A 13,759-nucleotide genomic window follows, 5' to 3' on the forward strand; every position below is an offset into this window, starting at 1 on the left:
CAGAACTTACAACGACTTAATTAGATGGCCGGGGCGAAATCCGGATTTCGATGCGCCGGTTCCGCGCCGCATTGGGATCGGTGCCGCGCGGATTTGTGGCACCAAGCCCTTCCGCCTTCAGCCGGGAGCCCGCGATACCATAGCCGCGGAACGCATCCGCCAGACTCTTGGCCCGCTTCTGGCTGAGGGCGAGATTATCGGCTTCCGCGCCCTTGGCATCGGTATAGCAAGCGATGTCGAGCGCGGTGCGGTCGAAATGGGCCGTGACCTGCGCCACCGCGCGGGCGAAGGAATCGCCCCAATCGCTCAAGGCTTGCCCGGCAAACAAGCGGTCGGTCAGAACGGTCAGCACAATCTCATTGCCACGCCGCGCCACCGGCACGCCCTGCCCGCGCAAATAGCTGCGCAAATCGGCTTCCTGGGCATCCATGTAAACTTCCACCCCCGCCTGGGTGAGCGGCCCCGCTGACACAACGGGCGGCATAGGCGGTTTGGGGTGCTGCTGCGGCAAGGGCTGGCTTGGCGCAGGGCCGGGCGGCTCCATGGAGGGCATCACATTGGGCCTGGGTTCGCAGGCACTCAAAAGCAAAACAGGTCCCGCCAACAATAAAGCCGTCCTAACCCGTTTCATCGCGCACCTCATCTGTACCCTTCCGCAACGAACTCGACGCAGAGGGCCAACGCGCCTAAAGTGATAACAAACCGGGGGACGCAATGAAACCGAGCCAACTCTTGGCGGCCACGCTGATTTTTTCGGGTATGGCCATGGCCGAAGATTGCAGCAAGGCCCAAACCCAAAGTGAGATGCTTATCTGCGCCGATAAAGACTCACGCGCGACGGATAAGGCGCTGAACACGCTTTATGGCGAGCTCTTGCGCCGCTACGAGCCGAAATACCAGGTCCTGCTGAAAGACGCCGAACGGCGCTGGATTGCGTATCGAGATGCCGAATGCCGGTTTGAGACCGCAGCGACCGAGGACGGCTCGATCCACCCCATGGCCTATGCCCAATGCATTACGGCAAAAACCAAAGCCCGTATCACAGAGCTGACCGCCCAGCGCGACTGCGCGGAAGGCGACTTTTCCTGCAACAAGCCTCAATAGCACATCACGAAGATGTCGAAGCTTCACCGCAAGACTCAAAAAAAGCGAAAGTAGAAATTGCGCTACCCCGCATTTCTGTAATTGCTTCAAATTATCCGTAGACAGCGCGTTTCCATGCCGCAGCCCGCCCTATCTTCTCGTCCCGCACCGCGCATTTTACAGTGATGCTGCCGTCACGGCATTTCGCCAGCGGCAGCCACGCGGGGACTACCCGCGGGATAGACTGGGGGTTTTGAAATGCTCGGATTGAAAACACTGGCGCAACCAGCGCTTGCATGCGCCGTCATGCTATCTCTTACCGCTTGCGCCTCAAGCGGACCTACCTTCAAGGAAATGCAATCCAAATTGCCGGCCGTCGCCGCCGATGCCGGACGCATTTTCTTCTATCGTCCCACCGCATTCCTGGGCGCGGGTTCGGCGGTGCAGCCGCTGGTCCGCATTGATGGCGTGGAGGTTGGCCGCTCGGTGCCTAACGGCTTCTTCTATGTGGATCACGCGCCGGGCGCACTGAAGATCGCCACCTCGACCGAGGTGACCGAAGAAACCACACTCAAGCTTGGCGCAGGTGAAACCCGCTATGTCCGTACCGACATCAGCATGGGGCTTTTGGTTGGTCGCATCACGCCGAGCGTGATTGATCCCGATCAGGCGCTGAAAGATATCCAGGACCTGCATTATACCGGCAAGTAAGCCGTAAAACGAAGAAAGGGCGGGAAGCTTCAACCTCCCGCCCTTTTTTATTTAGAGCCCCAGAACCTTTTCCGCCGGTTCGAAGGCGAGCTTCTGGGCTGCCGCGACCGCGCCATAGGTCAGCGTGCCGCGATAGACGTTGAGGCCATGGCGCAGATGCGCATTGGCCTTCATCGCCGCCTCTGCGCCCTGTTCGGCGAGCGCGATGGTAAAGGGCAGCGTCGCGTTGTTGAGCGCGAAGGTCGAGGTGCGCGCGACGCCGCCCGGCATGTTCGCCACCGCGTAATGCACGACATCGTGCACGCGATAGGTCGGATCGGCATGGGTGGTGGCATGGCTGGTTTCGGCGCAGCCGCCCTGATCGATGGCGACGTCGACGATGACCGAGCCTTTCTTCATCTGGCGCACCATGGCTTCGGTGATCAGCTTGGGCGCCGCCGCCCCCGGAAGCAGCACACCGCCAATGACGAGATCCGCGCTCGCCACCTGTTCTTCGATGGCATCCATAGTGGAATAAAGCGTGTGCAGGCGCGAGCCGAACTGCTCATCCAGCTCCTTCAAGCGATTGAGCGAGACGTCCAGCACGATGACATGGGCTTCGAGCCCCATCGCCATGCGCGCCGCATTGGTGCCGACCACACCGCCGCCCAGAACGACCACCTTCGCCGCCGGAACACCCGGCACGCCGCCGAGCAGCACACCACGACCGCCCTGCGCCTTTTCCAGGCAATGGGCGCCAGCCTGGATCGACATACGGCCCGCCACTTCGCTCATCGGCGCAAGAAGAGGCAGCCCGCCGCGATTGTCGGTGACGGTTTCATAGGCAATGCAAACCGCACCGGAAGCGAGCAGGCCCTTTGTCTGTTCCGGATCGGGCGCCAGATGCAGATAGGTGAAAAGCGTCTGGCCTTTTTTCAGGCGCGCGATTTCAACCGGCTGCGGCTCCTTCACCTTCACGATCATATCGGCGACACCAAAGACTTCTTCCGCGGTGGGAAGGATCTTGGCGCCAGCCTTGGCGTAAAGCTCATCGGTGAGGTCGATGCCGTCACCAGCCTTGGTCTCCACGAAGACCTCGTGCCCGCGGGCGGTCAACTCGCGGACGGCGGCAGGCGTCATGCCTACACGGTATTCGTGATTCTTGATTTCCTTTGGAACACCGATGCGCATGAAGGCCTCTTGGAGCAAATGACGGCGCAGAAGCTAACAGCGCGCAACAAGCGGTCAACATAGGCTTTGCGCATCGCAGCTTCGCGCCTTTTGCGGGTGCCGCACGAGCCTTGCGAAAAGCATGCGACGCAAGACTGATTATATCTGAAAAAGAAAAGGGCCCGACTTCTTTTTGCCGGACCCTTGGTTGCTTAAGCGTTGTGCAGCTTAGTCCTGTTTTTGTTGCGGCCGCATCGGCTCCGCGGCGCGCTCCCTGCGACCATCGAAATTGTTTGGTGCACCGCGCTGCGGACCCGGAGGCTGGGCATTTTGGGGGCCGCTTTGCTGCGACGGGACCGGTGCGGGGCTGGGCTCCCAGCGGCGGCCAGGCTGATTAGGCTGGCCTTGCGGAGGCTGCATGCCCGGCAAAGCGCCTTGATTACCCTGCCAGCCCGGACGGTTACCCTGCGGGGGAGTAGGTGCCGGGCTTGGCTGCGGGTTGTTGGTATTGCCCTGCCAGCCCGGACGGCCGCCTTGGCCGTTATTGCCGCCCTGCCAGTTATTGCCCCGATCATCACGACGGTCGTCGCGGCGATCCCAACGGTTATCACGGCGATCGTCACGGCGATCCCAACGGTCGTCGCGCCTGTCATCACGGCGGTCCCAGCGATCATCGCGGCGATCCCAGCCGCCACCATTCCAGCCGCCGCCGCGCCAATCATGATCACGCCAATCGCGGCCATGCTCGCGATACCAGCGCCGGCGCCAATCATCGCGAATACGGAAGCCATTGCGCTCATAGAAATCGAAGCCGAGCGCGGGGCGGTAGCGTTCCACACAATAGCCGCCGGGGCGCGCGCCGCGCCATTCATCCAAGCGCCAATCGCCATGCAGCCAGTACCACACGCGCCCATGATAGCGCCGGTAATAGACGGGCCCGCGATACCACGACCCGCCCCAATAGACCGGGCAGTCATAGATCGGCATATCCCAATAGCCATCCGGGCAGCCGAAGCGATCACAATAACCGCCGCTCTCATAGGAGAAGCCGACACCGCCATCGCTGTTGAAACTGAAGCCGAATGAATCGGCTTTCGCGGGCACCGCCAGCATGGCGGTCGCCATCGCCACAGCGGTAACAGCCGCCTTCCAGACTTTCCTCATTGCCTTAGCCCCTTTCGGCTTTATCCGTTTACAAGTTGCGTTCAGTGGCCGTGATGATCGCCGCCCCGGCCTCCACCGCCAGGACCTCCACCGCCAGGACCACGTCCACCCCAGCCGCCGCCGGACTGGCCACCACCGCGACCACCCCAGCTACCGCCAGGCTGGCCTCCACTAAATTGGGCACGACCACCCCAACCGCCTTGTCCACCATTGGGCTGGGCGCCACGATTCCAATTACCGCGATTCCAGTCACCACGGTCAGCGCCGCGATCCCAGTTGCCGCGTTCTCGATTCCAATCGCCCCCGCGGTTCCAATCACCACGGTTCCAGGCATTGCGATCGCCGCCGCGATTCCAATCACCGCGATCCCAATTGCCTCGGCCCCAGCTTCCCCGGTCATCGTGACGGAAGTCACCCCAGCCACGATTATTCCAGTCGCGACGGGCATGCCAGCCGCCACGATCCGTCCAGCGGATGGAGGGACGCGCGCCACGCCATTCATCCCGCCGCCAGCCGCCATTCAGCCAGTAAAGCCGGTCGCCGCCATACCAGCGATAATAGATCGGACCGCGATACCAGGAGCCGCCGAAATAGACCGGCTCAGAATAGACCGGATATTCGCAATAATCCGGCGGCAGGCCCCAGGGCGGCGCGACGTCATAGTAGTCGTAGTAATCGCAAGGGTCAGAGAAGTACCCGCCATCATATCCAAACGAAAACCCGATCGCGAATTCGGCCTTGGCCGGCGCCGCGGTCAGACCCGCAGTGCCCATCAGCAACATCGCCGCAAAGACCGCTTTACCGAAGACTTTCATGGCTGATCTCTCCAATGAGACGCCTATAAACGCAGGCCCTTAACCGAACCGTTGGCCTGAACACTGGTCTTCAGCGGCTGAACCGTACATGAACGGTCACATCAGAAAAGCAAAAGCCTCGGTTTTTCCATAATCGCAAAAGGAGAGCGACCGCGTCCCAGTGCAGACTTGCTGATGCGGGTCTTCGCGCGCTATGCCAGCACCTTACGGCAGCCACGGTAGCATGCCGCTGAAAGGATTTGAGGCGGAATGAAAACCTTCTATTCCCCGGCCCATCTGGAGCACGATCCCCAGGTGCAGTTCGAAGCCGGTCAGCTCTTGCCTGCCGTGGAAGTTCCGATGCGTGCCGAAACCGTGCGTGTGGCCATCGAAGAGCACAAGCTCGGGCCGATCCTGCCGCCTACACCTTTTTCCGATGAACACATTCTGGCCGTGCATGATGCGGGGCTGGTGAGTTTCCTGGGCGTGGCCTGGCATGATTGGACCGAGCGGTACGGCAAGAACGCCCCGGTCGCCATCCCTTCCGCCTGGCCCGCCAAAGGCCTTCCGGAAAAACGCAAAGGCGATATCGAAGCCCGCCTCGGCACCTATGCCTTCAGTGCCGATGCCCCCATCATGGGCGGCACCTGGCCCGCGGCGCGCGAGGCGGTCAATGTTGCGCTCTCGGCGGCCGAAGTGATCCGCCAGGGCGAGAAATCCGCCTTCGCGCTGACCCGCCCGCCCGGCCATCACGCCGCGAGCGATGTCTTTGGCGGCTTCTGCTATCTCAACAATGCGGCCATTGCCGCGCAGTATCTCATAAAGGCCGGGATCAGGCCCGCCGTGCTGGATGTCGATTATCATCATGGTAACGGCACGCAATCGATCTTCTATCAGCGCTCGGATGTGTTCTTCTGCTCCATCCATGCTGACCCGAACTTCGCCTATCCCCATTTCCTGGGCTTTGCCGATGAGCGCGGCGAAGGCGATGGCGAAGGCTATAACCTCAACATGCCGCTGCCCAACGGCACCGATTGGGAGCGCTATGACGAGTCCATGAAATTCGCAATGGGCGCCATCAAGCATATGGGGCCGGATGTGCTCATCCTCTCCATGGGGCTCGACACCTATATCGAAGACCCCATCGCGGGCTTCCGCCTGAAATGTGATGACTACCTCAAAATGGGCCAGCGTATCGCCAGCCTCGGCAAGCCCGTGCTCTTCATGTTCGAAGGCGGGTATTGCTTTGGCGCGCTCGGCCAATTGGCGGTGAATGTGCTGGAAGGCTTCCACAACGCTTGAGGAAAACCGCGGGAAACACGGTTACCGCATCTTGCATTCTGCCCGCTGGCGGCGATTTACGGCCAGCCCTCAACCCACTACAATCCTTGCGGGGACAGCGCCAGAAAGGCGTTAGGGGGTACTATGCAGGGGTTGATCAGGTGCGCCTTGGGCGCGGCTGTGTGTGGGATGGTGCTTGCCGGAGCGCCCATCGCAAAAGCGCAAGAACAGAAGCAGCGGCCTGCCGCCAGCATCGAGGCGCTGAACTCCGACATCAAAGTCACCCGTGATGGCGCGTATGTGCAAACCCTGCATGTCGAGCTGAAAGCCGCCAATGAAGCGGGCGCGATGCAAATCTCGCGGGTCAATATGCCCTTCAGCGCGGGGCTGCAAACCATCGAGGTCGTAGAGGCCTATACCGAAAAAAGCGATGGGCGAAAGGTGCCGGTCGATCTTTCAACGGTCTTCGAACAGCTTCCCCAGCAAGCCGCGCAATCGGGCATGATCACCGATCAGCGCATCAAGGTGATCTTCTTTCCGCAATTTTCCGCAGGCGACAAAGCGGTCTACACCATCAAAATCGCCTCGCCGCATCCGCTCTTTCCCGGCGAGTTCTTTCTTGGCCAGGCCTTCCCGCGCGCCATCGCCTATAAAGACGTGCGCCAATCCATTACCGCGCCAAAAGCCATGGAGCTCAAGGTCGAGAGCCACGACATTGAGTTTTCCAAAAGCGAAGATGGCGAGAACCTGATCTATCGCTGGCATTATGCGCAGCCAGTGCCGCGCAAAACGGGGCCGGTCTTTGTTTCACCGCTGGATCACGAGCCGCGCTTCTTCGTGTCCACCTTCAAGGATTACACGGCGCTCGGCAAAGCCTATGCCGAACTCTCGGCGCCGAAGAAAATCGTCACCGCCAAGGCGCAGGCCCTCGCCGACAAGATCGCGGCAAGCGGCAGCCATAAGGAACAGGCGCAGAAACTCTATGAATGGGTGGTGCACAATATCCGCTATGTCGCCATTGAGCTTGGCCAGGGCTCATTCGTGCCCCATGATGTGGATGACATCCTCACCAAAGGCTATGGCGACTGCAAGGATCATGATCTGCTGCTGCAGGTCCTCTTGAAAGCCAAGGGCATCGAGTCCGAGAGCATTCTGATCAATGCCTCCAATGCCTATACGCTGACGGAGGCACCGACCTTCGCCCAACTCGACCATGTCATCACACATGTGCCGGAACTTTCCATCTATCTCGACGCCTCGGTGCCGGTGGCACAGTTCGGCGTGCTCCCGCTGACCGAATACGGCAAGCCGATGGTGCGCGCGACGCTGAAAACCGCAGGCGCGGGCACTATGCCGGTTATGCCCTTCGGGCTTTCCTCGATGCGCACTGTGACCGTGCAAAAGCTCGGGACCGACGGCACCATCAGCGGCACCACCACCTCCACAGCAACAGGCGCTTATGCCTTATCGCTGCGGCTGGTGGGTTTTGTGATACAGGCGGTCGGCTCTGAAAAAGCTGCGCAAATCCAGCTTGCCGCACGTGGTTTCAAGGATGGCAAAGGCAAGCTCAACGAAGATCCGCCGCTGGCGCTCTCCAATAGCTACAAAATCAACGGCGAATTCACGGTCAAAGGCTGGGAAGACGTGCTGAAAGGCATGGGCACGATCATGCCCGGGGGCTTGCGCGTTTTGCCGGCGACGGGCGACGAGATCATGGGCCCGATGTACAACACCGAAGAGACCGAGGCCGAACCAACCGCTTGCTTCAGCGCGAGCGCCGAAGAGGACGTCAGCCTGGAAGTGCCGCAAGGCTTTGTCTTCCCCTTTGTGCCGCCTAACAGCGATGTCGTGACGCCGCATCTGAAATATGCCGCGCATTGGACCAAAGCAGGCAACCGCATCAGCGTGCATCGGAGTTTCGCGAGTCATATCGACACCGCGCTTTGCAGCGGCGCGGTGCGCAAGGAAGTGGCCGAGGCGATGAAGAAGATCGCCGCAAGCTATGACACCAATATCCGCACCCTTCCGGCCAGCGCTGTAACGATTTCGAAGACGGAGCCCGCACCGCAAGCGGCGCCTTCCGCACCCATCACTCAGCTCGCCGCCGCAACACCCGATCTTGCCGCGGTGAGCAAAGGCCTCAAACATCTCGATGGCGGGGAATGGGTTGAAGCCGCCACCGCCTTCGAAAAAGCGAGCCGTTCGGGCGTCGCTGATGCGTCGGTGTTGCCTTATTGGTGCAAAGCCTTGTCACGCACCGAGCACGCCAGCGAGGCAAGCGATCTGTGCTCGCGCGCCATAAAGCTTTCGGGCGGCAATACCGAAGTTTTGGAAGCGCGTGGCATCGCCCTTTTCAAACAAGGCAAATATGCCGATGCGGTCGGTGATTTCGAGCAGGCCGTGAAATTAAAACCGCGCAACGCACGCTACATTTACGAACTCGGCGCGGCGAAAAGCAGGGCGGGCGATGCTGAAGGCGGCAAAAGCGACATCCTGAAAGCGCTGGGAATCAACGACGAGGTCGCCAAATTCGTGCCGCGCGCACTGCGCCTTTGAACCGAAGCTGCGTGAACCTGAAGTAGGGATGCATCACAGACGGAAAAGCAGCAGTAGTAATTCCACATTGTGGAAAAGGCAGTATTGCTGAAGATGTGTGCAAGGTTTGTCGGCTGACACAGTTTTTTACTACAGTATATCGTCCAGACGTCAAACTTCGGTCGCGCAAACATCTCCCCCTCGCATTAAAGTTGACGCTGCATCTCCGGAGCGTTTCCCTTGGCCGTGCTGTCTCGTACACCCGACCGGCTGCGTATTCGCAGCCTTGGCCGCCGAAGTGTCTTTGCGACCTTCGACAGGGCGAAACGGGAAGCCCGCATCTGGACGTTCGGCGTCTCCAATCCCCTTCGCTACGCCAAAATGGCCTTCTCCGAAATCGAAGAAGTCATCATCGGCAAGCGCGAGAACACGCGCGAAGAAGCCAGCTATCGGCTGGTACTGCGCCACATCAAATCGCGCAACGTGTATATATCCACCCGCTCGCGCAACGAGGCGCTCGAGATATTGCAGCAATTGCGCGGATTTCTGGAACTCTGACGAGAATTCGCGAATAGCTGCTCTGCAGCGGCGAGGGGTATTTCCGCCCCGTGCGCGTGCTAGGCTTTCTTCATGAGCGATCTAGCCTCCCGCCAGTTCAGCCCGCGCGCTGCCGCCTATGTCTCAAGTGCCGTCCACGCTGCGGGCGCCGATCTTGAGGCGCTGAAAAGCTTCGTGACCGCGCAGGGCTTCGCGCGCGTGCTTGATCTTGGCTGCGGCGGCGGGCATGTCAGCTTCACCATGGCGCCGCATGCAGGCGCTGTGGTGGCCTATGATCTGTCGCAAGCCATGCTTGCGGTCGTGGCACAGGAAGCGCAGAGCAGAGGCCTTACGAACATCTCGACGGTGCAAGGCGCAGCTGAAACCCTGCCCTTCGCCAATGCCAGTTTCGATTTCGTCGCGACGCGCTATTCGGCCCATCACTGGCTGGATGTCCCCGCCGCTTTGCATGAGGTCCATCGCGTCTTGAAGCCGGGCGGTGCGCTGATGGTGATGGATGGCGTGGCCCCCGAAGATCCCGCGAGCGACACCTTTCTGCAAACCATCGAGATGCTGCGCGACCCCAGCCATGTGCGGGACTATTCCGTCCGCGAGTGGGAAGCGATGCTGCGAGAGGCTGGCTTCACGCCGGAGCCCCCTGTTCGCGCCCGGCTGCGGCTAGAGTTTAAAAGCTGGATCGCCCGCATGCAGACCCCAGCCGTTCTCTCCACCGCCATCACAGCCTTGCAGGCGACCGCACAGGATAGCGTGCGTGCCCGCCTCGGCCTGGAGCCGGACGGCTCTTTCCAGCTCGATACGGCTAGCATTCTGGCGCGGCGCTAAACCCTGCCTGCGAGCACCTTTTCGGGGCGCGGCAGGGTGCGGCATTCCGTCCTTTTCCTTGACCTTTTCGGGACTCGGGCCTATATCCCCCGCGACGGTTAGCACTCAAACCATGAGAGTGCTGCCATTTTTGGCCAGCCCGGCCAAAGTTAAAGTAAGCAACTGATATCATTCACTTTATTAGGAGGCAGTTCCCAATGGCATTCCGTCCGTTAGGTGACCGCGTGGTCGTTCGCCGCGTTAAGGAAGATCAGAAGACCGCTGGCGGCATCATCATCCCCGAAACCGCTCAGGAAAAGCCGCAGGAAGGCGAAGTCATCGCCGTTGGCCCTGGCGCCCTCGACGACAGCGGCAAGCGCGTCGCCCCCGAAGTGAAGGTCGGCGACTTCGTGCTCTTCGGCAAGTGGAGCGGCACGGAAGTGAAGATCGACGGTGACGAGCTCCTCATCATGAAGGAGTCGGACATCATGGGCATCGTCGAAGGCCGCAAGGCGAAGAAATAAGCCTAGCCGTTAAGCAACAGAATTCAGGAGTTAAGCACTATGGCTGCTAAAGACGTAAAGTTCGGCGCCGATGCGCGCGAGAAGATGCTGCGCGGCGTGGACATTCTGGCCGATGCCGTTCAGGTGACCCTGGGCCCCAAGGGCCGCAACGTCGTGATCGACAAGTCCTTCGGCGCTCCGCGCACCACCAAGGACGGCGTGTCGGTCGCCAAGGAAATCGAACTGGCCGACAAGTTCGAAAACATGGGCGCCCAGCTCGTCCGTGAAGTCGCCTCCAAGACCAACGACGCCGCCGGCGACGGCACCACGACCGCCACGGTTCTGGCCCGCGCCATCGTGCGTGAAGGCGCCAAGTCGGTTGCCGCCGGCCTGAACCCGATGGACCTGAAGCGCGGTATCGACAAGGCTGTTGAAGCCATCGTCGCCGACCTCAAGAAGCGCTCCAAGAAGGTCAAGTCGAACGACGAAATCGCCCAGGTTGGCACGATCTCTGCCAATGGCGACGAAACCGTCGGCAAGATGATCGCCGAAGCGATGGCCAAGGTTGGCAACGAAGGCGTGATCACCGTCGAAGAAGCCAAGAGCCAGGACACCGAGCTCGAAGTCGTCGAAGGCATGCAGTTCGACCGCGGCTACATCTCCCCCTACTTCGTCACCAATGCCGATAAGATGGTGGCCGAGCTGGATGAGCCCTACATCCTCATCCACGAGAAGAAGCTGGGCTCCTTGAAGGACCTGCTGCCGATCCTCGAATCCATCGTGCAGTCGGGCCGTCCGCTCCTCATCATTGCCGAGGAAGTCGAAGGCGAAGCCCTCGCCACCCTCGTCGTCAACAAGCTGCGTGGCGGCCTCAAGGTTGCTGCCGTGAAGGCTCCGGGCTTCGGCGACCGCCGCAAGGCCATGCTGGAAGACATCGCCATCGTCACCGGCGGCCAGGTCATCTCCGAAGACCTCGGCATCAAGCTGGAAAACGTGAAGCTGAACATGCTCGGCACCGCCAAGAAGGTTCGCATTACGAAGGACGACACCACCATCATCGACGGTTCGGGCCAGAAGAAGGACATCACCGCGCGTGTTGCCCAGATCAAGGCGCAGATCGAAGAGACCTCCTCCGACTACGACCGTGAGAAGCTCCAGGAACGTCTGGCGAAGCTCGCGGGCGGCGTGGCCGTGATCCGCATCGGTGGCGCCACCGAAGTGGAAGTGAAGGAGAAGAAGGACCGCGTCGATGACGCCCTCAACGCGACCAAGGCCGCGGTTGAAGAAGGCATCGTCCCCGGCGGCGGCACTGCCCTCCTTTATGCGACGAAGGCCCTTGCCAACGTGACCGGCGACAACGAAGACCAGAATGTCGGCGTTGCCATCATCAAGAAGGCGATCCAGGCCCCGATCCGTCAGATCGTCGAGAACACCGGCGTGGAAGCCTCCATCGTCGTCGGCAAGCTGCTTGAGCAGAAGTCCTCGACCTATGGCTACAACGCCCAGGCCGAACAGTATGTCGACCTGATCGAAGCCGGCATCGTCGACCCGACGAAGGTCGTGCGCGTTGCTCTGCAGAACGCCGCTTCGGTTGCCTCGCTGATGATCACGACGGAAGCCATGATCACCGACCGTCCGAAGAAAGACGCAGCCCCGTCGATGCCCGGCGGTGGCGGCATGGGCGGCATGGGCGATATGGATTTCTAATCCATCCGTTCATACGGAATGCGGAAAGCCCCGGAGGAAACTCCGGGGCTTTTTGTTTGGCCCCCTGCCGTGGCGGTTCAACACACCCTATACAACATCGCGGTTTCACCGCACGGCGTTGACTGGCCTCTACGAAGTACGGCGTTCAGATCCGAAAAGCGCCAAGGTCAATGATGGCCGAATGTCTCTCGCAAAGATCACATTTGCACTATCATCCGGATGCGTTAACTGACTTCATATTTCGAGCAGCGTATGAGACCCTACCGCAAGCGGGTGTGGAGGGAATGTGGAAGCGCTGATCATTGGGGAAGATACGGCTTGGCCGATTCCCGCGCTGCTCGCCCGGGCCGGATTTGCCGTGGACGCGCTGATGACCACGCCAGCCATCCAGAACAGCCGCTTTGTCCGCAACGTCCATATCACCAGCGGCACGCGTCTGCCCGACCAAGCAGATCAATTGATCCGTACTCGCGGCAAACCCTATGACCTCACGGTGGCGAGCGAAGATTTTACTCTGTGGCGCATTGCCGAATGGGAACGGCACCGCGGCCGTGTCTCTCACTGCCTGCCACTGGTCCCGGGCGCGGATCGGCGCGTTATCCACTCCAAGATCGGTCTCTCTCATGCGCTGACGGATGCCGGCGTGCCAACACCGCCCTTCGCGCTTGCGCAAGATTGGGAGGGCGCCCAGCGCGCCGCACGGCGCCTCGGCTACCCTGTGCTTTTGAAGAAAGACTGTTCGGAGGGAGGGCGCGGCACTTTCTTATGTCGCAACGACGAGGATGTACTGCGAAATCGCGCCCGTTTCACCGAAACGCTGCTAGTCCAGAAATATATCACCGGCGATGAGATCGATCTCTCCGCGATCTTTTTGCAGGGTGACCTTGTGCATTTCTCGTATTCGCGTTTTGAAAAGAGAATCTCGACCTTCGGCCCTTCCTCGGTGCGCAGCTTCCTGCCCTCCAACGCGGCGCCGCGGCATGTATTTCAGACTCTTTCCACTATCGGTCGCGCTTTGGGCATTCACGGCCTGACGAACATCACCGCGATCGCACCAGCCGACGGCTCTGATTTTCAATATTTCGAAGTCGATTTACGGCCCAATGTCTGGGCGGATCATTCGCGCTATTTGGGCGAAGACGCCGCCGAGCGCATTGCCGCGTGGTACAAGGAAAGGCGCGTGCTCGCACCTGCCGCAGATGCGCAAGCCACCGCCTATAAACCGGTGCGGCTGGCAAATATTGCACGCTTGTCTCTTTTGGAAATAGCGCTGAACCGGCACCAGGCCCGCCGCCATTGGCGCGATCCCGATGCCAAATTGCTGCACAGCATCCTGTTGGGCAAAGCGGTGAATTTCTTCGCCCCGCTGGGTCGTCTCTGCGTGCCGCTCAACATGCGCCCCGGAGTCCGGCGCCACCTTATTGCCGCCCGTCTGCTGCCGCACTGAAGCACTTCCTTCAAAAAAAACCCGGC

At 60.5% G+C, this 13,759-nt stretch carries 13 protein-coding genes; 9 read left to right on the forward strand and 4 right to left on the reverse strand.

Annotated features, from left to right (window positions below; genetic code table 11):
* Window positions 1-16: 16 nt before the first annotated feature.
* Window positions 17-544, reverse strand: coding sequence for an OmpA family protein (locus FHS83_RS02695; protein ID WP_167080632.1), 528 nt, complete (start codon window positions 542-544; stop codon window positions 17-19).
* Between the two features lie 170 nt (window positions 545-714).
* On the opposite strand from FHS83_RS02695, the gene FHS83_RS02700 reads away from it, so the two are divergent.
* Together FHS83_RS02700 and FHS83_RS02705 are read left to right on the forward strand one after the other, a co-directional pair.
* Window positions 715-1,104, forward strand: a complete 390-nt coding sequence (locus tag FHS83_RS02700; protein WP_167080635.1) for a lysozyme inhibitor LprI family protein — start codon at window positions 715-717, stop codon at window positions 1,102-1,104.
* A gap of 333 nt (window positions 1,105-1,437) precedes the next feature.
* Window positions 1,438-1,794 (forward strand): DUF2846 domain-containing protein, encoded by a 357-nt coding sequence (locus FHS83_RS02705; RefSeq protein WP_167080637.1) that lies wholly within the window; start codon window positions 1,438-1,440, stop codon window positions 1,792-1,794.
* A gap of 51 nt (window positions 1,795-1,845) precedes the next feature.
* On the opposite strand, the gene ald is transcribed toward FHS83_RS02705, so the two are convergent.
* The 3 genes from ald to FHS83_RS02720 form a co-directional block, all read right to left on the reverse strand.
* The gene (gene ald, locus FHS83_RS02710; RefSeq protein ID WP_167080639.1) at window positions 1,846-2,964 is read right to left on the reverse strand and encodes an alanine dehydrogenase; all 1,119 of its coding nucleotides are present in this window, start codon (window positions 2,962-2,964) and stop codon (window positions 1,846-1,848) included.
* A gap of 207 nt (window positions 2,965-3,171) precedes the next feature.
* Entirely contained in the window at window positions 3,172-4,107 is a 936-nt protein-coding gene (locus tag FHS83_RS02715; protein ID WP_167079617.1) for a hypothetical protein, read from the reverse strand.
* Between the two features lie 41 nt (window positions 4,108-4,148).
* Window positions 4,149-4,922: a hypothetical protein gene (locus tag FHS83_RS02720; RefSeq protein WP_167080641.1), complete on the reverse strand. Its 774-nt coding sequence runs from the start codon at window positions 4,920-4,922 to the stop codon at window positions 4,149-4,151.
* A gap of 249 nt (window positions 4,923-5,171) precedes the next feature.
* On the opposite strand from FHS83_RS02720, the gene FHS83_RS02725 reads away from it, so the two are divergent.
* The 7 genes from FHS83_RS02725 to FHS83_RS02755 all read left to right on the forward strand — a co-directional run bounded on the left by FHS83_RS02725 (window position 5,172) and on the right by FHS83_RS02755 (window position 13,733).
* Window positions 5,172-6,203 (forward strand): histone deacetylase family protein, encoded by a 1,032-nt coding sequence (locus FHS83_RS02725; RefSeq protein ID WP_167080643.1) that lies wholly within the window; start codon window positions 5,172-5,174, stop codon window positions 6,201-6,203.
* 123 nt (window positions 6,204-6,326) lie between these two features.
* Window positions 6,327-8,738, forward strand: coding sequence for a DUF3857 domain-containing protein (locus tag FHS83_RS02730; protein WP_167080645.1), 2,412 nt, complete (start codon window positions 6,327-6,329; stop codon window positions 8,736-8,738).
* 219 nt (window positions 8,739-8,957) lie between these two features.
* The gene (locus FHS83_RS02735) at window positions 8,958-9,275 is read left to right on the forward strand and encodes a hypothetical protein (RefSeq protein ID WP_167080647.1); all 318 of its coding nucleotides are present in this window, start codon (window positions 8,958-8,960) and stop codon (window positions 9,273-9,275) included.
* 72 nt (window positions 9,276-9,347) lie between these two features.
* Window positions 9,348-10,097, forward strand: coding sequence for a class I SAM-dependent methyltransferase (locus FHS83_RS02740; protein WP_167080649.1), 750 nt, complete (start codon window positions 9,348-9,350; stop codon window positions 10,095-10,097).
* 197 nt (window positions 10,098-10,294) lie between these two features.
* Entirely contained in the window at window positions 10,295-10,600 is a 306-nt protein-coding gene (groES, locus tag FHS83_RS02745; RefSeq protein ID WP_167080651.1) for a co-chaperone GroES, read from the forward strand.
* A gap of 39 nt (window positions 10,601-10,639) precedes the next feature.
* Window positions 10,640-12,286, forward strand: coding sequence for a chaperonin GroEL (gene groL / locus FHS83_RS02750; protein ID WP_167080653.1), 1,647 nt, complete (start codon window positions 10,640-10,642; stop codon window positions 12,284-12,286).
* Between the two features lie 286 nt (window positions 12,287-12,572).
* On the forward strand, window positions 12,573-13,733 hold the full coding sequence (locus tag FHS83_RS02755) for an ATP-binding protein (protein WP_167080655.1): 1,161 nt from the start codon (window positions 12,573-12,575) through the stop codon (window positions 13,731-13,733).
* The last annotated feature ends 26 nt before the right edge of the window (window positions 13,734-13,759 follow it).

Origin of the sequence: Rhizomicrobium palustre, assembly GCF_011761565.1 — a bacterium.
Taxonomy (GTDB): Bacteria; Pseudomonadota; Alphaproteobacteria; order Micropepsales; family Micropepsaceae; genus Rhizomicrobium; species Rhizomicrobium palustre.